The organism is Nostoc sp. (assembly GCF_036917575.1).
In the GTDB taxonomy this organism is placed as follows: domain Bacteria; phylum Cyanobacteriota; class Cyanobacteriia; order Cyanobacteriales; family Nostocaceae; genus Nostoc.
In genome coordinates this window covers 1-19,776 of record NZ_JBALDC010000037.1, presented here as the reverse complement: position 1 = coordinate 19,776, position 19,776 = coordinate 1, and the positions used below count along the sequence as shown (strand labels likewise).

The 19,776-nt window shown below is 40.4% G+C and carries 17 protein-coding genes and 1 pseudogene; 12 read left to right on the top strand and 6 right to left on the bottom strand.

Going from position 1 to position 19,776, the window contains the following annotated elements; all coding sequences use genetic code 11:
• Positions 1–370 precede the first annotated feature (370 nt).
• Entirely contained in the window at positions 371–1,630 is a 1,260-nt protein-coding gene (locus V7K79_RS08155; protein ID WP_335046421.1) for a DUF4912 domain-containing protein, read from the top strand.
• Positions 1,631–1,715: 85 nt separating this feature from the next.
• Positions 1,716–2,642: a phosphodiester glycosidase family protein gene (locus V7K79_RS08150; protein WP_335046419.1), complete on the top strand. Its 927-nt coding sequence runs from the start codon at positions 1,716–1,718 to the stop codon at positions 2,640–2,642.
• Between the two features lie 148 nt (positions 2,643–2,790).
• On the opposite strand, the gene crtR is transcribed toward V7K79_RS08150, so the two are convergent.
• The gene (crtR, locus tag V7K79_RS08145) at positions 2,791–3,852 is read right to left on the bottom strand and encodes a beta-carotene hydroxylase (protein ID WP_335046417.1); all 1,062 of its coding nucleotides are present in this window, start codon (positions 3,850–3,852) and stop codon (positions 2,791–2,793) included.
• An 861-nt stretch (positions 3,853–4,713) separates the two neighbouring features.
• Here crtR and V7K79_RS08140 point away from each other — a divergent pair.
• Positions 4,714–5,136 (top strand): lysozyme inhibitor LprI family protein, encoded by a 423-nt coding sequence (locus V7K79_RS08140; protein WP_335046415.1) that lies wholly within the window; start codon positions 4,714–4,716, stop codon positions 5,134–5,136.
• Between the two features lie 553 nt (positions 5,137–5,689).
• Here the strand turns inward: V7K79_RS08140 and V7K79_RS08135 are convergent.
• Together V7K79_RS08135 and V7K79_RS08130 are read right to left on the bottom strand one after the other, a co-directional pair.
• On the bottom strand, positions 5,690–6,394 hold the full coding sequence (locus V7K79_RS08135) for an actin-binding WH2 domain-containing protein (RefSeq protein ID WP_335046412.1): 705 nt from the start codon (positions 6,392–6,394) through the stop codon (positions 5,690–5,692).
• A gap of 23 nt (positions 6,395–6,417) precedes the next feature.
• On the bottom strand, positions 6,418–7,965 hold the full coding sequence (locus V7K79_RS08130) for an FAD-binding oxidoreductase (RefSeq protein WP_335046409.1): 1,548 nt from the start codon (positions 7,963–7,965) through the stop codon (positions 6,418–6,420).
• A gap of 83 nt (positions 7,966–8,048) precedes the next feature.
• On the opposite strand from V7K79_RS08130, the gene V7K79_RS08125 reads away from it, so the two are divergent.
• The 4 genes and pseudogenes from V7K79_RS08125 to V7K79_RS08110 all read left to right on the top strand — a co-directional run bounded on the left by V7K79_RS08125 (position 8,049) and on the right by V7K79_RS08110 (position 9,297).
• Positions 8,049–8,363, top strand: coding sequence for a hypothetical protein (locus V7K79_RS08125; RefSeq protein ID WP_335046406.1), 315 nt, complete (start codon positions 8,049–8,051; stop codon positions 8,361–8,363).
• Positions 8,364–8,423: 60 nt separating this feature from the next.
• Complete coding sequence (locus tag V7K79_RS08120) at positions 8,424–8,657, top strand: hypothetical protein (RefSeq protein WP_322691308.1); 234 nt, start codon at positions 8,424–8,426, stop codon at positions 8,655–8,657.
• Positions 8,654–9,058, top strand: a pseudogene (gene vapC / locus V7K79_RS08115) (type II toxin-antitoxin system tRNA(fMet)-specific endonuclease VapC). Before V7K79_RS08120 ends, vapC begins: the two are co-directional and overlap by 4 nt.
• Positions 9,055–9,297, top strand: coding sequence for a hypothetical protein (locus V7K79_RS08110; protein ID WP_335046403.1), 243 nt, complete (start codon positions 9,055–9,057; stop codon positions 9,295–9,297). The pseudogene vapC and the gene V7K79_RS08110 overlap by 4 nt, the downstream one beginning before the upstream one ends.
• Positions 9,298–9,493: 196 nt before the next feature.
• On the opposite strand, the gene V7K79_RS08105 is transcribed toward V7K79_RS08110, so the two are convergent.
• From V7K79_RS08105 to V7K79_RS08095, 3 genes are all read right to left on the bottom strand, one after another.
• Positions 9,494–9,871, bottom strand: coding sequence for a hypothetical protein (locus V7K79_RS08105; RefSeq protein ID WP_335046400.1), 378 nt, complete (start codon positions 9,869–9,871; stop codon positions 9,494–9,496).
• A 502-nt stretch (positions 9,872–10,373) separates the two neighbouring features.
• Positions 10,374–12,416 carry a pentapeptide repeat-containing protein gene (locus V7K79_RS08100; protein WP_335046398.1) on the bottom strand — a complete coding sequence of 681 codons (2,043 nt, stop codon included), beginning with the start codon at positions 12,414–12,416 and terminating at the stop codon, positions 10,374–10,376.
• A 75-nt stretch (positions 12,417–12,491) separates the two neighbouring features.
• Positions 12,492–12,674 (bottom strand): hypothetical protein, encoded by a 183-nt coding sequence (locus tag V7K79_RS08095; RefSeq protein WP_335046396.1) that lies wholly within the window; start codon positions 12,672–12,674, stop codon positions 12,492–12,494.
• A gap of 451 nt (positions 12,675–13,125) precedes the next feature.
• Between V7K79_RS08095 and V7K79_RS08090 the strand changes: the two genes are divergently transcribed.
• The 5 genes from V7K79_RS08090 (at position 13,126) to V7K79_RS08070 (ending at position 19,604) form a co-directional block, all read left to right on the top strand.
• Entirely contained in the window at positions 13,126–13,311 is a 186-nt protein-coding gene (locus V7K79_RS08090; protein ID WP_335046395.1) for a hypothetical protein, read from the top strand.
• 371 nt (positions 13,312–13,682) lie between these two features.
• Positions 13,683–15,560, top strand: a complete 1,878-nt coding sequence (locus tag V7K79_RS08085; RefSeq protein WP_335046393.1) for an NAD(P)H-quinone oxidoreductase subunit F — start codon at positions 13,683–13,685, stop codon at positions 15,558–15,560.
• A gap of 51 nt (positions 15,561–15,611) precedes the next feature.
• Positions 15,612–16,322 (top strand): carbonic anhydrase, encoded by a 711-nt coding sequence (locus V7K79_RS08080; RefSeq protein ID WP_335046391.1) that lies wholly within the window; start codon positions 15,612–15,614, stop codon positions 16,320–16,322.
• A 375-nt stretch (positions 16,323–16,697) separates the two neighbouring features.
• Positions 16,698–18,194 (top strand): NADH-quinone oxidoreductase subunit M, encoded by a 1,497-nt coding sequence (locus V7K79_RS08075; RefSeq protein ID WP_335046389.1) that lies wholly within the window; start codon positions 16,698–16,700, stop codon positions 18,192–18,194.
• Positions 18,195–18,296: 102 nt separating this feature from the next.
• A complete protein-coding gene (locus V7K79_RS08070) occupies positions 18,297–19,604 on the top strand; it encodes a CO2 hydration protein (RefSeq protein WP_335046387.1) in 1,308 nt (435 codons plus the stop codon).
• Positions 19,605–19,776 lie beyond the last annotated feature (172 nt).

Sequence of the window (19,776 nt, the reverse complement as noted above, 5' to 3'; positions counted from 1 at the left end):
ACACTGTCACCATTGATAAACACGTTAATCACCATAATTGTCATAAAAACATGACAATCAGATCCCAGAAGGGCTGATAAATTCGTGAAACAGCCAAAAACCCACCTCATACCCCTTGATCCCTAGATATACTTAGTGGTTAATATAGACTTAACAAACAGAAATCTTCCAATCCCAAAAAAATGCTGATTTCGGCATTGTCAGGAATTGAAAGGATGTTGACTCAATTTAAAAACAGATTAAAAAACTTAAAAACTGGGCAAAACCAGGAGTCAGGAATAAGAAATTCATCTGGAATGGATGACATTTTACATAGCATTCTTTAACCAGGGGAAATCATTTACCGCTTAAACTACTGGAGGCCAAATTAATGGCAAAAGAACGCCCGCCACTAGAGGAGATGACCTTACGCCAACTACGCAAAGTTGCTAGCGAATATAGCATCTCTCGCTATAGCAGAATGCGTAAATCGCAACTGCTGTCATCAATACAAGAGGTTCAGCGTAGCAAAAACTTACTCAGTCCATCTCGTTCATTGGAGGCACAAGAAACCGTGGAAGCTGCAAAGTTTGAATTAGGTCAGGAAGATCGTACTGGTGGATCTTTGGCTGATGTTGATGAAGGACTGGCAGATTTGCCCTCTGGCTATGGTGAAAGCCGGATTGTACTTTTACCGCGCGATCCTCAATGGGCTTACACTTACTGGGATATTCCCGATGAACACAAAAAGGAACTGCGTCGGCAAGGCGGACAACAACTGGCACTACGGATTTATGATGTCACCGACATCGATATCGAATACCAAAGCCCACATAGCATTCAAGAATATCCTGCTGATGAACTAGCTAGAGAATGGTATATACCAGTTCCAGTTAGCGATCGCGATTATGTAATCGATATTGGCTATCGTGCTGCTGATGGTCGCTGGTTAGTACTAGCTCGTTCTAGTAGAGTACACATTCCTCCCGTCTATCCTTCTGACTGGATTGAGGATGTCCTGATAACTGTAAATTTTGAAGAAGATTTACGTGGTGAGACACAGTACGAACTAGTTCCTCCTGCCAAGAAAGTTGCACCTACCACCAATGGTAATGTTGGTAATGCTGTAAATGGCAACAGCAACTTCATCTACGATGAAATCTTTGGTTTAGCAGAATCTGCCGAAGCACTACGGGTTGATGGTTCTGTCTTCGGCTCTCAACAAGGTGCAGTACGTCCCGAACAAGCCATTAGCTCTTACATTTTCCCATCTGGTGTCGGTCTGTGGGCAACTCCTAGCGTGTCTGGCTTAACCGCTTCCGGTGCAGGAATGTCAGGTGTTGGTTTCTCGGCTTCTGCCGTACCAGTGCGTCCGCGCCAGTTCTGGTTAATTGCCGATGCTGAGTTGATAATCTACGGTGCAACCGAACCCGATGCTACCGTAACCATTGGTGGCCGTCAGATTCAGCTAAACCCAGATGGAACATTCCGCTTCCAGATGTCCTTCCAGGATGGTTTAATTGACTACCCAATTTTGGCTGTAGCTGCTGATGGTGAGCAAACCCGGTCAGTTCAAATGAAATTTAATCGTGAGACACCATCTCGGAATACTAACACCAAAGAAGAAGCTGTCTTAGAATGGTTCTCTTAAGTTTTGGCTCTGAGATTGACTCCAGACTGAAATTTTAAATTATTCCCCGCTATAGTAATTCTGTAGCGGTTTTTTTTGTATTATTATGTTTACAAGAAAATTATTTTTATTATTTCTCTTGATAATTAGTGCAAGCTTATTATCAGGGTGTCAAAAGATTCAAGCAAATTTAGTCCCAAAAGTATCTAAAAGTTGTCCTGGCAAAGATGCTAACTTCAGTATTGATTTTTTTAAAACTAATAATCAAGGTAAAAAAAATCCCAAAGGTATTAATAATGTGATTATTTTTAATCCCAAATCAGCAGAATTAGATTTTAAAGTTAATGTTGGTCTATCTCATAAACTTTATGCCAAAGATAGTAGAGGTAAACTACGTAAAGAATATGTAGCAAAACAGTTTCATGAACTCATCGCTGATGAAAATGCCAAGTTAAACGGACAGCTACCCATTGCCGCAATTAATGCCGACTATATAGATACTGATGATAAACCACAAGGCTTAAATATTTCTCGTGGCGTAGAGTATTCAGGAGCATTTAAAAATAAACGTTCTTCCTTTGGGATATCAGGAGGTACACCCCAGCAGCGACAGGCTACTATCCAAGCTGGTAGAAGAACAAACGATATTCTCAATTACAATTTAGTGGGCGGTAATGGCAGATTCTATCGTCAGGGTAAATTTAAAGATATTTGTGAAGATTTGGGAGAATTTGCTTGTAAAAATGCAACTAATCGCTCTCTAGCAGCTATCACTAATCAAGGTTATGTAATCTTATTGGTTAATGACTTGAAAGCCAATTCAGATATTGAATTATCTCAACTTAATCGAGAGTTATTGCCAGATATGTTTGATAATGTCTTAGAAGGTATTGCTAGCAATAACTGTTTAGGTAAGATTCAAGAAGGAATTTTATTTGATGGAGGTATGTCTCCAGGATTGTATTACAACCAGAAAACTTATGTAGAAAACCTTGGGCCGATTGGTTCAGTTTTTTTGATCTACAAAAAATAAAATAGTTATAATTTCCACAGTTTTTGCACCCCGCCCAGATGCTTTGGCGAGTTGGGGCGATTTGGGTTTAATAAATCATTAAGCGGATCTGATATAATTACTTCGACTTGATATTATTGATTATTGACAAATAACCAAGAACTAATGCTTATTTACGACTTTGTGATTCATCTTTATTTTTAGTTTTTTGATGAGAAAAGCGAATTCCTATAAAGATGTCGTAAATAAACTCTAAAAAGTCTTTCTTTTGCAGTAAGCCTGAAGTTTGATAACAGCCTTTTTCATCTAATAAAGGCTTCATTAGATAGTATGTAGACTGATATTTGTACCAGGGAATACAAGTCCATAAATGATGAATTAAATGGTAGTTCTGACCTAAAATCAGGATGTTAAGAATTGGGCTAGGGTATACACGAGCATTTTTCCAGCGATCGCGTTCAACAAAGGGACGATGGGGCAAATAATCAAAAAACAAACCCAGTATTAATCCCACGATACCAGAAGGTACAACCCAAAAATTGAGAACGTACATTAAAAAATGATATTGAACTGAAATATAAAAAATTGCAACAACAATTAAGCGGCTAATGAACCATTCTAATAGCTCATATTTGCGCCACAGTCGCCGTCGAAAGAAAAATACCTCGTGAGACAAAAATCGAAATGCAATCAGCCACAACGGGCCACCCGTAGAAACAAAATGATCTGGATCGTCTTTGGGATGGTTGACATGAGCATGATGCTGTAAATGTACTCGTGTAAACACTGGAAAAACGAACCCTAGCATCAAGGCGCTACCATGCCCTAGCATGGCATTAATTACTCGATTGCGGTGAGCAGATTGGTGACAAGCATCATGAATTACCGTTCCAGCACAATGCAAGGCAATAGTGTTCAAACTAAAACACAGCCAGTCTGGCCATTGCCAAAGCCAGTAACCGCAATGAGATGACACCAGTACTGTCACGGATGCAAAAAACAGTAGTAGTGTAGGATTGAAATCACCAGGAGGCGCTAACAATTCCTTCGGTGGAACTTTCAGCAGTTTATATGTTTTTGAAGTTACTGCTCTTACTTCTGTATCTACTACGTCTTTAAAGATGACTTCCAAGTTGTTGCCATTTAGCTTTTTATAGTCATCAACGGCTGGGTCGATGATGATTAGGCTTTTGTCCGGGATGTCAAAAAAATTAGGATCTAAAGAGGTCATAATTTTCCTGGTCGTAATTCGTTAATAAAATGAGCTTGAAATCCCAAACTCAGCCAGCACAGAATAGATTTCTTGCGTCGATTAGAGAGATGAAAAGATTGAAAATTTAGCCAATACTCTTCTCTATTCAAATTAGGTATGGACTGTAAGAGATAGGGAATATAAAAAATTTATAATTCCTTACTAAACTACATACAGAAACAAAATATTTTATTTTTCTTTTCGAGTGTGAGTCCTGTTACTCATAATGCCAGTGACAACGACATACATAGATTTTGGTTTGATATCGACATTTATCGATTTGCCCAGGCAATGTTTTCCTCAATGTGCTGAAATTGTGCTTTGTTATTGCTTTTGTAAAAAATAATTTTCAACAATATAAAGAATACAGTTATTTGAACGATCGACGCAAGAGTTTTGTCGGAATTTGACGTATAATCAAAATATTTTAGACACAGATATCATACTTTTAACAAAAATGCATATTTTATTTGCTTAAATAAATAAAAAAATCATCTTTTTCCTAACCGATGCAATAAGTATATATACTTGCGATCGCTTACTCCACTTTTGATTACGTGCAGTTGCTGTCTTCTTCTTTTAACCAAAATTCCATACCGGGAGCGTACTGGTAGCCAGAATCAGGAAAACTCAGCGCCAACCATAACACTTACATTAGAATTCAGAATTTAGCATTCAGAAGTAAAATACTTTTTATATCTGGGTAACAGATGAATCGTTGTGTACTTTACTTTCGTTGAAATCTGCTGTATTTGAGGAGCATACCACTTCCTAATCTGATTGTGAGTTCCACACTACCTAAAATATTAGATTTATATACTTAACAATAAAGGTTTTGCTATGCGTCAATTATTACTAGTTTTGTCCAGTATACTAACTCTCAGCAGTTTAAATACCTCCGCCATGACAATAGCAGGCACAACGCCTGATTTCTTTGAGATGCGCTTAGTTCAAAAGCTCAACTGCAATAATCCTCAAACTCAAGCAGCAATTAATGAATGTACGAAGTTATCTTATCAGAATGCAGATAAAAAACTGAATCAAGTTTATCAACAATTGGTATCTACCTTAGAAAGGTCTAGAAAACAGAAATTGATTGCTGCACAGCTAGTATGGATAAAATTTCGAGATACCAATTGTGAGTTTGAGAGAAGCAAATATGAGGGCGGAAGTATTGCCCCTAGCATTTATTTTGGTTGTTTGGAAAATACTACAAAACTGCGTACCCAACAATTACAAAAATATCTCAAACCCGACTCTTAAGCCTGAAGTAAAAGCATACAGATGTCATTGGTGTAAACTTACAGCAGTTTTCTTTTACATAAAGTACAAAGCTACGAATTTGGAGGCAGGACGCAATCTGATCTATGAGTCCTGCATTTTTTACCTCATTTACTTGTAAACTGCTGTAAGTTGAAAGCCAGTTTAGAAGAAGCTTTTAGAGATTAGAATTGCATAAATCTAAAGCCCTCTTTCAAGGTTGCTATGGTGTACACATAAGTCTGAAATAGCAGACTAAATAAGGTTTTAGTATCAGTTTACCCCTCCCTAACCCTCCCCTTGGAAAGGGGAGGGAACAAGATTTTCCGGTTTCCCCCCTTTATAAGGGGGGATTAAGGGGGGTAATTTGACTTGTGTGTACACCGTAGCCTTGTAAAGGGGGGACTAAGGGGAGTAACAACACAATTAAAATCACAGCCAATCAGTTTTCAAAAAACCTCTTACGGATATCTGATAAAGAGGAGGTAAATGCAACTTGTGTGATACCCAGCATAGTTTTTTCTGTTATCTTTTATCTAAAATTACTAATTACTAATTAATGAACTCCCAAGAGATAGCCAATAGATTTAATGACGCTTAAATAGAAATTACCTTCTCTTTCACGAAATAGTTCAAAGGCAGAACCAGGTGTACCAAAAAACGGCCTAAGAGTCCATCCTAACTGACTGCCTACGAAAGCATAAAGAAATAGCCAAAATTGTAAAATTCTCTGGCGAGTTTTGCTACCTTCATTATCTTGTTCTAAAACTAAACTGGTGGCTTGATATAAAGACGAAACACCAATAAATCCAGTTATGGCAAAGATAAAGACATTTAACAAAATTAGAAATTGGTAATTATTGGTAGTAATTAAGAAAAAGAGTGTGATTGGAGCAAAGCTAAATAAAAGTACACTCGTGACTGAAACCGCAGTTAAAACTAATGCTAAATGCTGTGCAAAAGTCCGCTTGGAACCAAAAATAATATTAGCAAAAAATAACGTTGGGATACAAATCAAAAGTGTGATTAGATAAAGGGCTGGGAGTTTAATGGCGGAAGATATAGCTTGCATCCAGCTATGATATGCACCAATGATTCCACCATAAGCAGCGATAAATAAAGAACTGCAAACTAGCAAAGAAATTATTTTATTTGGTAATCTCGTACCTTGGCGAACTTCCTCTAGAAAACCTTGGCGATCGCGCAGGAATCCAATCAGCACTGCAAAGTATTTTATTCCTGAAGATTTCCGTTCAATCATGTTATCCTCACACCGATATTATTCTAAGTTTCATCTGAGTAATCACCGCCAGAACCATACTTCCAAGCATCAATCAAACGATGCCAGTAATATTGTTGTTCGTTCGGTTGATTCTTAATCCATGTTTCTAGCATTGGACTTAACGCAAGTAAGGTAGTGTATACACCTAAGTTACTGTAATGTAGCATCCAATCTAACAAACTTGCCAAACCTACTTGCGGAATTATCTTGACAACTAATAAAGGATGATCTAAACCAGTTTTTAACAATGTTTGCGTTAGTGCCGAAAATTGCACTATATCTTGTAAAAATGGTTTTAACACTGGCGTACCCAACTGTTGCATTTCTTGAAATACTGCTGAGAGTAATTGGTTAATTTGCTCTGGAGCAATTTTCTGGTTTACACCAACACTCATCGCCCTTTGAAACAACCAGGTAACAGTTAAACTTGGCTGATAAGGTTGCAGCAGTGTTAACGCTTTTGCAGATAATTGTTCTGTTTCTAGCGCTTCGTCAATGCCATAAGTTAAACGCTTTAAGTGACGCACCATCGCCCCAAAACCACCAAAACTCAAGGGAGATTGACTACCACTGCTATCTCCGGCTGGTAGAATGCGATTCCAAGGGGTTTTTAGGGGACTTTGGCGATAGGTGGGAAAGAAACCAAATAGCGCTCGTTGAAATTTCAGCTTGTTCAATTCCACTCCCTGATATTCTGGTAAAAGACGCAGATATTCCTCAAATAGAGCTTCTAAACTCAAGCGTTGAGGATGTGCATCCATGTAGGTAAATAAGTAAGTGGTTCTGCCATCCCTGGCTGGAAAGGCTTCCCAGAAGTACTGGCATTGATTTTGCAAAGATGTAAATGATAATAATAAATCGCCTGAGTTATTTTCTGGAAAACCTTGGGCGCAACTTCCCACAACCAAGCATAAAGCGTCTGGTTTTTTGCCTTGGCGTGCTTGTTGGGTGATCGGTGAAAAATGTCCCATCGCGTCGATTAATAAGCGAGTTTTGAATTGGTTATTTACCATCACCCCGTCGGGATGAACCACCGCTTCGCTAAAGGGTGTGTTTTCTAACAACTTTCCCCCGGCGGCGAGAAATCGGGTTTTCAAAGTAGCTAGCAGATAAACTGGATCTACGCCGATATTTAAGACATCCTCTACCCAAACTTCTGTACCGCCAGCAAAACTAACTCGCGCTGGGTTATATTGAGTGGCGATCGCAGTTGCTAATTCTTCCTCACTCAGCAACTTTAATTCCACAAACACATCTAATTCTTTGCGAGAAATATTCCACTCTTGTTCTCTTCCCCGCAAAATACCCCGTTCCAGCAACGCCACGCGCAACCCCTTCACCGCCAAGGCGCAACCAATTAAAATGCCCAAAGTGCCACCGCAGATTAGCACATCGAAATCTACAACGCCTAAAGGCTGTTGACTTTCTTTAACTAACGTTGGCACAGGTGCGGAGTTTTCGCGCACAGATGTTAAGATGCGATCGCCTTGGCGCAATCCTCCTAAAACGTCGCCGGGTAATTGGGAAAGAATTTCTTCAGTTAAAGACATTTTGGAAAAATTCAACTCTACATTCCAAAACTACCTGAGAATGAAGAAAGTAGATACGATATTATTTATGGAGAGCTACGAGCGTGGTCAACAATAATAATCAAATACTACCATTACCCTCAGAGGTTCATAGAGAAGAGTTAGAAGGCGTTGTGCAGGTGTTAGCAAATGTAACTAAGCTTCCTGCTGAAGTGGTTAAGCCACATTTATATGCATTGCTTGAGCAGTTGATGAAATTAAAACAGGAGCAACCATTTTACAAAACTGCAACGGCTCTTGAGTGGATAACAGCTTTTCGGGAATGGACAGAGAGCCATAGGCGAGATCCGCCCTTACTATCAGAGTATGCTTTAAGGCGGGCAGGAATATACGATGATGAGGAGTCGGAAGATATTTAAGTGACTTATCTTGTCGATACCAACTTATTGCTACTAAGCTTTTATTAGGATAAAAATACGATGGATAGTATAAAAATCCGGTCGCATGTGGGTAAAGATGGTATTTTACATTTAGATATCCCAGTAGAAATGCCAGATACAGAAATTGAAGTTACGGTAACAATTCAAAGAGTTACACCACAACAACGGGGCTGGATGCCTGGGTTTTTTGAAGAGGTAATTGGTGGTTGGGTAGGAAAACCGCTAGAACGGGCAGAACAGGGAGAATACGAAACTAGGGAGCCGCTATTTTGATTTATCTGCTCGATTCTAATGTCTGTATCCGCTTAATAAATAATAGTAGTCCTGCGGTAACAATTCGACTGGCATCCCAACAACCAGAAGATATTTTAGTTTCTACAATAACCCAATTAGAACTGTACTATGGTGCTTATCGTAGTACCCAATAGGAGAGAAATTTAGAAATATTGCAACGTTTTTTTAGTCAGTTTATTATACCTTTAGACCCAGAAGCCGCAAGGATAGCAGGGAGAATTCGGGCTGAGTTAGCGGCTAGTGGTACGCCGATTGGCCCTTATGATGTGCAGATTGCAGCTATTGCAATGGCGAATAATTTGATAGTGGTTACGCATAATACAAAAGAATTTGGTCGGGTGAATGGGTTGCAGATTGAAGATTGGGAGGAAAAGAGTTGACTAGCATTGTAAGAAATTTACCAAAGGCATGGATAAAAACAACTCTAGGCCACTGCGTAAGGCTAATCAATGATAGAGCTTACCTAAGACATGAACTATTGACTGCTGGCACACCCATTACTAGAATTCAAAACCTCAATGGAGGCAATAATTGGTTTTATTCAGATTTAGTTCTACCTGATGAGAAATATTGTGATGCAGGAGATTTATTGTTTGCAGTCGGAGAGGGACAGACTTGAACTTTAGTTCAAGGCAAGGAGAGGTTCGTCGAACTCACGATAACTTAAAAATCGCAGGCAATAATTTATTAGACATAGGAGTGAAAAAGAATGTAGAGACGTAGCATTGCTACGTCTCTACAATGGTTCTAGATAACACATATTTAATTTCTGGAGATGTCTATTCATTTCCAAGCGTTGGGACAGATGGAGTAAATCAGTTCACTTTTTTCCAAGTCTCAACAACTACTGTACCTGGAACGGTTGCGATAAAAACGATTTCCTTGCCACCATCAACAATGACACCGCTATAAGTACTACCATCTGAGATTACTGTCTGCACCGTACAATCTTGTTTAACACTATAGGTTCCTGAGCCTGTTTCGTTTGTACGTACAGTACCGTCAACGCTAGCACCACCTATTGATTGAAAATTTCCCCTTCCATCAACCTTAACTAAACCAACGCTAGCTATAGGCGCTCCTATGATCGTCCCAGTAGTTTTAAATCCATAGCTACCTTTTATGGTTGCATTATTACAAGAAGGCGTAGCTTGGGCGTTCACCTTTTGAGAGATAGCATCTGAAATGGTCAATGCTGACACAGTACCAATTATTAACGTTGTGAAAAAGCCTTGGATTTTAAAGTTCATCATATTCATCAAATCAAGATACTTTGGATAAATATTGACATAGGACTTATGCACTGTACAAACTAATCATGGTATGAATTTACCAAAATAGGTTGTTTCAAGCTTTGATTAATTATTCTTGGATAGTAAATAAACGCGCGTTGTAGAGGTTTAGCATTGATAAACTCTACGACAGATATGATTTTTCAAACTATCTATATTTGGTATTTCTGTCAATGCATAAGTCCTATGACACTAGAAGATTACTACTAAATGACTTAACTTGTAAATACTGCGAGAAAGTAAAAATAAAATTCAAAGAGTTTTTGCGTAAGTCCTGAATTAGTTGAAGAAAAAGACCTCTAAGAAATTTTACTAGATAAAATCTGTCCCTCTTGCTTGTCGGAGAGGGACAGAGTTGAACTTTAATTCAAGACAGGGAGAGGTTTGTCTAACTCACGCAAAATTATCCCAAACCGAATAGTTTAGAAATCGCAGGCAATAATTTATTACCCGCTTCAACTAACGAAGCAACAGCAGGTAAGCCTGTAAATATCCCTTTCAACATGGTGATTGCAGTTTTTGCCGTTTTTTGCTTAGTGGATTCTTGAGGATTTTTACCCGCTTCTGCCAAAGCTTTCACCTGTTCTAGCGCTTCGGCTTTGTCTTCTTCTGGCAAATATGTGGATTGTATGATTGCATCTTGCAACTGCGACAATAATTCTTTGATTCCTGGTTTCTCGCCATCTGGCGCATCAGGTAACTGATTGAGGGCAATACTCACGTTACCGCTAATGGTTCCTAAATTAGCAATAGAATTATTGCCAGCGATACCGCTAACATTACTGCTATTTTGAATATTGATGCCGCTGATATCTGACATAATGGTATTTCCTTGTGTATAAGATTTAGGCTGTCCAAGTGCAGTTGTAATCATATTTTTTAAATCACTAATATAACTATCTTTTTCTATGAGCAATAATTGCTGACTCTGCGATAAAGCTTTAAGTTGATTATAGTCATCAAAATATTCTGCACTCAGCTTAGATTTATCGCTACCTGGGGCGGTTTTGGCTCTGAGCAAGATTTTATCATCACCGCGTTTCTCCATTGCCACGATTTCTAACTCGGCTTCGGGATGGTTTTTGGCAAGGTTTTTGAAGGCTATGGCAACAGCGCGGGGGTCAACGCCTTGATTATGGTAAAGGTCGAGGGTATCAAAAATTGGTTTGATAAAGTCGGCAAAGTCACCGTCTGCAAATACCTCTTGATTATTATCAGGTTTGCGGAGGGGGTCGGGGTCTTCTTTAGTGGGTAAGCGCATGAAGACATATTCACACCTCACCCCATGCAATTTAGTTGTATTTGTAATTCCCCAATCTTCAATGTACGCGCCGGTGAGTGTTGCACCTGTTAAATCTGTGCCGTCTAGTTGCGTTTGCTTCAGCTTTGCTCTTGACAAATCGGCATCTTGCAAGTTGGCTTCACTGAGATCAGCACCAAGAAAGCTGGCATCTGCTAGGTTAGCTTTTTTTAAGTTGATACCTCGGAGGTTTTGACGGTCAAAGTTTTTGTCCTGTCCCTGTCCTGTAACCAGCAGTTGACGTACTTGTGAGTTTTGCAGATAAGTCAAACCAGGACGAACACGGTCAAGCATTTTGGTTTGATGCCAACAGCTACAGATAAGGATAGTGTTTCGCAAATCTGTACTTTTGAGCGTAGCTTGGGTGAAATCAGCATTGGTTAAGTCAGCGCCATAAAAACTTGTACCTCCTGTTGCAGCAAAGGCGATCGCGATATTGCGAATTAAGGAGTGCTTTTGATCTCCTTTTATAGCTCGCCAACTAATATAAATGCTAATTAACGTTCCAGCTACGGCTAAAGCTCCGGCTACGGTTCCGATTTTGGCTAACGCTATGGCTAAGACTACGGTTAAGACTAAAGCTCCGGCTACAGCTAAAGTTCTGGCTCCAGATTCGGCTCCGGCCAAGGCTAAGGCTGCGGCGACAGCAACAGCTAAAGCTCCGGCTCCGGCTCCGGCTAAAGCTCCAGTTCCAACTCTGGTTCCGCCTGATGCTAAGGCTCCAGCTAAGGCTCCAGCTACAGCTACGGCTACGGCTAAGGCTCCAGCTACAGCTACCGCTCCGGCTCCAGCTACGGCTCCTTGGCAAATTGTGACGAAGAAAAAGGCAATTAATACGACTAGGGCTGTCCAGCCGCGAATCTGATTCTCTAAGCTGGAAGTATCAAAGATTAGTGACACCAAATAACCATTGACAGACCATAAACATCCTGACAGTCCCCACAACAATAATGAGACAAAGACTAAGAAAATTGCCCATCGGCGTTGCAGTCCTGCTTTGGTATGACTAAAATTTGTCCCTCTCAGATTAGCATTAGTGAAGTTTGCCCCTCGGATGTCGGCATAGCTAAAGTTTGCACCCGCAAGGTCTTGTCTACCTTTGAAGTTGCGTCCTCGGAGATTTTGACCGGAGAAGTCTAAAGCCATGTTCCACTTTACGGAGGTGAGCAAATTTTACTACATGCTCACCCCTGTAAATTCAGGAATGGTTAGATATATTTGTTAGTTGAGCTTCAAAGGTGCAACGTCGAGCCTCAAAAGGTCAATGTTGAGGATAAAAGGTGCAACTTCGAGGCTCAGAAGGTCATCGTCGAGCCTCAAAAGGTCAACGTTGAGCCTCAGAAGGTCAACTTTGAGCTTCAGAAGGTCAACTTTGAGCTTCAGAAGGTCAACTTTGAGGTTCAAAGGCTCATTTTTACACGTTTTTATTAAAAGCGACTTAAATGATTTACCGCTGTTCGATGCGTGACAAGTTCAGGATTTTTGCGGTTTGTCAAGAGTCAAAACTAGGTAACTAGCTGAAAGCTCATACCTACACAATACGGTTCGGTTAACATGTTTGTCTCTCGAAGATCCCCCCAACCCCCCTTAAAAAGGGGGGCTTTTTTTGATATTTACCCCCTTTTTAAGGGGATCGCCGCAGGCGGGGGGATCTTATCCGAACCGTATTGCATACCCACATGGGTGAAGTAGGCATCTGCGGTTTTGCAATTTAATTCCTACTCAAAATTTTATAACGGTTTACAGGTGCGATTTCTGCTATTTTAGCGATCGCATCGTCAAGTGTGTGATGTGTTTCTCAAGTATTAATCTGGATATAGACACTGCACAACAACTTGCATTACAGGAAATACTGATGGAACGTTCAAAATTAATTGCTATTCTTACAGGTGCAATTTCGATCATTTTAGCGATCGCCTACCTGATCGTAGTCCAACTCCTCGACTACCGAGACATGAAACCCGCACCCATGAGTCAAGTTGTCTCGCCATCTGCCATTACTATCTCTCACTGGCAGGTTGACAAAATCACCCAAATATAAATTATATTTAGTCGATTTGTAGAGACGCAATCAATGGCGTCTCTTGTTATTTATATCGATTGATAAAACTAATGATAACTATTGATTAATCTCTGAATCAATGTATAGATAAGAATAAATACTTATTATTATTTGCTTAAATAGTTGATTATATAAGAAATAATTAGAGTTCTTATCTCAAATTTCTTTAGATAAATTAATTCCATTTTGACAAATATAACGGTAAGCTATTTCTAAGAAAATTAAATAAAGATAAATTTGCTGAACTGCGACGCTAAATAACCCGTCGTAGATCATCGCTAGGTTAACAGGGATCAACGCCAGTTAACTCCAAACCACAAATTTTTAATGACAATTATTGAGGTAAGTTGATGGCTCAGTTTCTACTTGAGACTGTTTGGCTAGTTCCGTGCTATGCCTTAATAGGTGGCTTGTTAGCCGTGCCTTGGTCGCCAGGGATCATTCGGAAAACAGGGCCAAGACCGGCGGGTTATGTAAACTTGGTAATGACATTTTTGGCATTTGTACATAGTGCGATCGCCTTACAAGCTACTTGGAATTATCCAGCCCAAGAAGTATTTATTCCGTGGTTATCTACGGCTGGTTTAGACCTGACAATTGCTTTGGATATATCCTCGGTGAGTGTCGGCGCTTTAGTTGTGATTACTGGCTTGAATTTGCTGGCGCAAATTTATGCGATCGGCTACATGGAAATGGACTGGGGTTGGGGACGCTTCTATTCTTTATTGGGGTTATTTGAAGCGGGATTATGTGCCCTTGCTTTGTGTAATAACTTGTTTTTCAGCTATGTAATTTTGGAAGTCCTGACGCTGGGAACTTACTTACTAGTTGGCTTATGGTTTAGTCAGCCGTTAGTAGTTTCGGGTGCAAGAGACGCTTTCTTAACCAAGCGGGTGGGAGACTTATTCTTGCTGATGGGCGTGTTGGCATTATGGCCTTTAGCTGGAACTTGGAATTATACAGAATTAGCTGAATGGGCGGCTACTGCTAACGTTAACCCGACAACTATGGCACTGGTAAGTTTAGCTTTAATTGCTGGGCCGATGGGTAAATGTGCCCAATTTCCCCTGCATCTCTGGCTAGATGAAGCGATGGAAGGGCCTGTTCCCAGTACGATTTTGCGGAACTCGGTAGTAGTAGCTAGTGGTGCATGGGTGCTGATTAAATTGCAACCTGTGTTAAGCCTGTCACCCATAGCTTCCTCGGCGATGGTGACGATTGGTGCGGTGACAGCCGTGGGTGCTTCTTTAATTGCGATCGCTCAAATCGATCTTAAACGCTGCCAATCCTATTCTGTCAGCGCATATATGGGTTTAGTATTCATCGCTGTGGGAGTCCAGCAAGACGAAGTAGCACTGTTGTTAGTCCTTACCCATGCCATATCCGCAGCACTATTGGTAATGAGTACTGGCGGAATTATCTGGAATAGCATCACCCAAGACGTAACCCAACTTGGTGGACTGTGGAAACGCCGCCCAATTTCTGGAATTGCCTTTATCGTTGGAAGTCTGGGGTTAATTGGTTTTCCACCCCTGGGTAGCTTTTCGGCGATGCTGGAATTAGCAGATGCGTTACAGAAAACCCAACCTTGGTTAGTGGGAGTATTGATAGCGGTAAATGCTTTGACAGCCGTCAGTTTAACCAGAGAATTCGCTTTAATTTTTGGTGGTAAACCGACACAAATGAGTCAGCGATCGCCTGAAGCCCACTGGCCGATGATTCTGCCAACAATGATTTTACTTGGTGTCAGTCTACATCTTTCTTTAGTGTTGCAAAGCTTATCACTTTTACCAGATTGGACAAACCTCAATAAAGATGTCGCACTACTTTTAATTTGGTCGAGTATTTTCGGGTGCAGTATCACTGGTGTGATTTATTTGAGCAATATTCAGAAACCGATTCGTTTGCCTTGGAAAGGTTTGCAAGACTTAATAGCATACGATTTTTACACCCCCACACTTTATCGGATGACGATAATTTTTGGAGTTGCCAAAATTTCTAAACTTGCCGATATGATTGACCGCTTTGTGGTTGATGGCATTGTTAATTTCGTTGGTTTATTTTCGCTATTAGGTGGCGAAGGTCTTAAATACAGCACCTCTGGACAAACCCAGTCTTATGCATTCACTGTTCTTCTAGGAGTGAGTCTTTTAGGAATGTGGGTAACTTGGCCATTTTGGGGAGTACAGTTTTTAAATTTTGTTTTTCAAATCTCGACACTTAGGTAGCAGCAGCGATCCGACTAAAAGTTAACAGTTTAATATTGTGAGGAGAATTCCATGAGCAGACAATATCCGCAGATAAATCTTTCTAGAAGAGGTTTACTTAAGTTTGGTGCAGGTGCGATCGGTACAGGTGTATTGACAGCCGGACTTAGTTCCAACTTACTTGCAGCCGAAAAAAAACCAGTAGAAGATATTACGCCTGACAAGGCACTGCAAGAGTTATTAGATGGAAATGAAAGGTTTACCAAAAGAAAACGTCGTAATCCTGACCAAAGCTATTCACGTTTAGTCGAAGTTGCTAAAGGTCAAAAGCCTTTCGCTTCTATTCTCGGTTGTGCAGATTCACGAGTCCCTTCAGAAATTGTTTTTGACCAAGGACTTGGAGATTTATTTGTTTGCCGGATAGCTGGTAATATTGCCACAACACAGCAAGTTGGTAGCTTAGAATTTGGCAGCTTAATATTAGGCACCAAAGTCATCATGGTAATGGGACATAAAAGATGTGGTGCAGTACAAGCGGCGATTAAAGGTGCTCCAGTACCTGGAAATATTGGAAGTTTGCTGGAAGCAATTAAACCAAGTGTAGAAAGTTCAAAAGGTCAATCAGGAGATATGGTAGAAAATGTTTGTAAAGCAAATATTTTGGCGCAAATTAAAAGATTGCAATCATCATCAGTTTTATCTGAGTTAATCAAAGCAGAAAAGCTGAAAATAGTCGGTGGTTATTACGATTTAGATACTGGAGCAATTAGTATAGTCAGTTAGCTTTTTTGTTCTTTGTCATTAGTCATTGGCTAAGAGGTTGTTTGAAAAGCGATTGGCTGTAATTTTAATTGCGTTGTTACCCCCCTTAGTCCCCCCTTGTAAAGGGGGGAAACAAGAAAAATCTGGTTCTCTCCCCTTGTAAAAGGGAGGGTTAGGGAGGGGTAAAAATATTTGATACATCAATACATGACTTTTAAAACATCCTCTAATAGTAAGTCATAAGGGACAAAAGACAAAGGACGAAGACGTAAATTTGGTTGAGGAATAAAACCCAATATTATCGAGACTTTGTTGGGTTCCGCTATAGCTTAATCCAACCTACTATACTCTTAACTCAAGCGTATTGAGTCATAAAGGACAAAGGACAAAACTCCCATGTTAAGTGTTTTGATTTGGCTGCCAATCTTAACTGCTATTTTCATAGCAGTATTACCTGTAAGTATTCCTAAATATCGCATTCGTTTAATAGCATTAATTTTCTCAGGGATAGTTTTTTTATGGAACCTGTTTATTCTGCTAAAATTTGATATCAGCAATCCGAGAATGCAATTTCAAGAGTATTTACCTTGGAATGAAACCCTTGGTTTGAGCTATCAACTAGGTGTTGATGGGCTTTCTATCTTGATGTTGGTGTTAAATAGTCTGCTCACCTGGATTGCTATTTACAGCAGTAGTCAAGAAACTGAACGCCCGCGTCTATTTTACTCGATGATTTTATTAGTGAGTGGAGGAGTTGCAGGTGCTTTCTTAGCAGAGAACTTGCTGCTATTCTTCTTATTCTACGAACTAGAATTAATCCCCTTCTACTTACTAATTTCCATTTGGGGAGGGGCAAAACGGGGTTATGCTGGGATTAAATTCCTGATTTATACTGCTGTTTCGGGAGCATTAATTCTGGCGACATTCTTGGGTATGGTGTGGCTGAGTGGTTCTACCAATTTTGCTTTTGATGCAGTCTCTACAGAAAATCTGTCAACAACAAAGCAAATCCTTTTACTAGCAGGAATAGTCTTAGGTTTTGGGATTAAAATTCCTTTAGTTCCCTTCCATACTTGGCTACCTGATGCTTACGTTGAGGCTTCAGCACCAATTGCCATTCTTCTCGGTGGCGTGTTAGCAAAGCTAGGAACTTATGGATTGCTGCGATTTGGGTTGGGTATGTTTCCCCATGCTTGGAGTATTATTGCACCGACTTTGGCAATTTGGGGAGCACTCAGCGCCATCTATGGGGCAGTAATTGCGATCGCTCAAAAAGATATCAAGCGCATGGTAGCATACAGTTCTGTTGGCCACATGGGCTATATCTTGCTGGCTGGTGCTGCTAGTACTCCCTTAGCACTCGTGGGTGCAGTCGCCCAAATGTTCAGCCACGGCATTATTTTAGCTATTCTTTTTCACTTAGTGGGAGTTGTAGAAGCCAAAGTCGGTACACGTGAGTTAGATAAACTCAATGGTTTAATGAGTCCCATACGTGGTTTACCTCTAATTAGCGCCTTACTAGTTTTAAGCGGTATGGCTAGTGCAGGTATTCCCGGTTTAACAGGATTCATCGCGGAATTTATCGTCTTTCAAGGCAGTTTCTCTACCTTTCCCCTGCCGACAATTTTGTGTGTAGTCGCTAGTGGATTAACCGCAGTTTATTTTGTTATCCTCCTCAATCGCACTTGTTTTGGCAGACTGGAAAACTTGGCCTATTATCCCAAAGTTCTTTGGTCTGAGAAAATACCAGCTTTAATTTTGGCAGCTTTTATCATCTTTTTGGGAGTACAACCCACTTGGTTAGTACGTTGGAGTGAATCCACAACTACAACAATGGTGGCTGCAATTCCCTCTTTGGAAAAAACTGTTATCTCTGAAGTGGTAAAGAATTAAGAGTTTTTAAACGCAAAGGAACGCAAAGTTTAACGCAAAGTAGCGCAGAGTTTTTGAATTCGATTCGCTAGAAGTTTACGCAATTGAGTAAATATCATTACCATGACAGCAATTAAAACAGCAATTAAATTACCTCCTTCTAATCACGAATTTGCTGACGTAATTCACCGTCTAGAAGCGGGCGGTGCAATGTTACCCGATACTCCAGAAAATTTGATGCAAATCATCGGTTTGTACAAAGCTTATGCTGTGCCGATGGATTTTTACTGGCGTGACCTACTTTATATTGCTGAACGCGAATTTTTAAACCCGCTTTCTTTCTTTAAATACTTCCTACCCAAAGAGTATTTAGAACTGCATAATCATTACGCTGGCGATGATGCCGATTTAAGAATTTGGCGCGGCGAAGCTTCTGCACATCCAGAACTTTTGGCATTTATTGAAAATGGTGAAACTTTTAAAATGCCAAAGTTGTTGCATCATTTGTTCCACGATCGCATTAATATGGAATTCGCGGAAGCTTGTATGCGGGCGATGTTGTGGCACAGAGGAATGGGTGGACAATTTGACCCTTACCTAGATTCAGCAGAATACAAAGCCAACGCTGACCGGGCAATTAAAGCTTACTTCCAAGGCAATCCCGTAATGCTGGGACTTTACAAGCTGTTCCCTGATATGTTTTTAGAACAGTGCCGCCAGATGTCATACTACGCTAATCTGGGCTTATTCTGGGAAGTTATGGCCCCAGTATTCTTTGAAATGTCCGACCGCTATGACGAAGGTACGATTAGCAGTGTCCCAGAGGCGATGAGCTTCTTAGTTAATGGTATATTTGCGATCGCAGGTCGTCCCATCTACCATCACGTTTATATTCGTGGTGAATGCTACGAAATTGTCCCCAAATCTAAGGGTTTCATGTGGCTATACGAAGCTGCATTACCTTATGTAGAAGCAGTTTTCTACCGCACTGTACCCTTCCGAGGGACAAAATCTTATAATGCTCAAGCGCGTCAAGTACCGGAAGACCAGAAAGACTTTCACTATGGGATTCTTTACGCTGATGTATTTCCAGTAGGTACTGCTGGCATTCCACCGACATTGTTAATGCAAGATATGCTGCATTTTTTACCACCCTATCTTGTTGATTATTACAGCCAACATTGCCGGGGTGAAGAAGATATGTTGATTCAATTAGGAGTTAGTTTTCAACGCTCAATGTACTGTGTCACTTCTGCGGTAATTCAAGCCTTGCGAGCTGCACTTTTATATCCATTAGATGACCAAAATCCCAAACATTTACAAGCCAACCGTGATTTCTTTGAAATGCAGCTAAATCGCTTTACCCGTGCTGACTACAATATTCGTGATGCTGCTCGTTTAGGAAGCATTCAAAGTCAAGATTATCGATAACATAGCCGTAGTCACATAGGTTAGGACATTTTAAAAGAGTGAAAGCTAGGAATAGTAATAGTTTTACCTCCTGCCTTCTGCCTCCTGCCTCCTGCCTCCTGCCTCCTGCCTCCTGCCTCCTGCCTCCTGCCTCCTGCCTCCTGCCTCCTGCCTCCTGCCTCCTGCCTCCTGC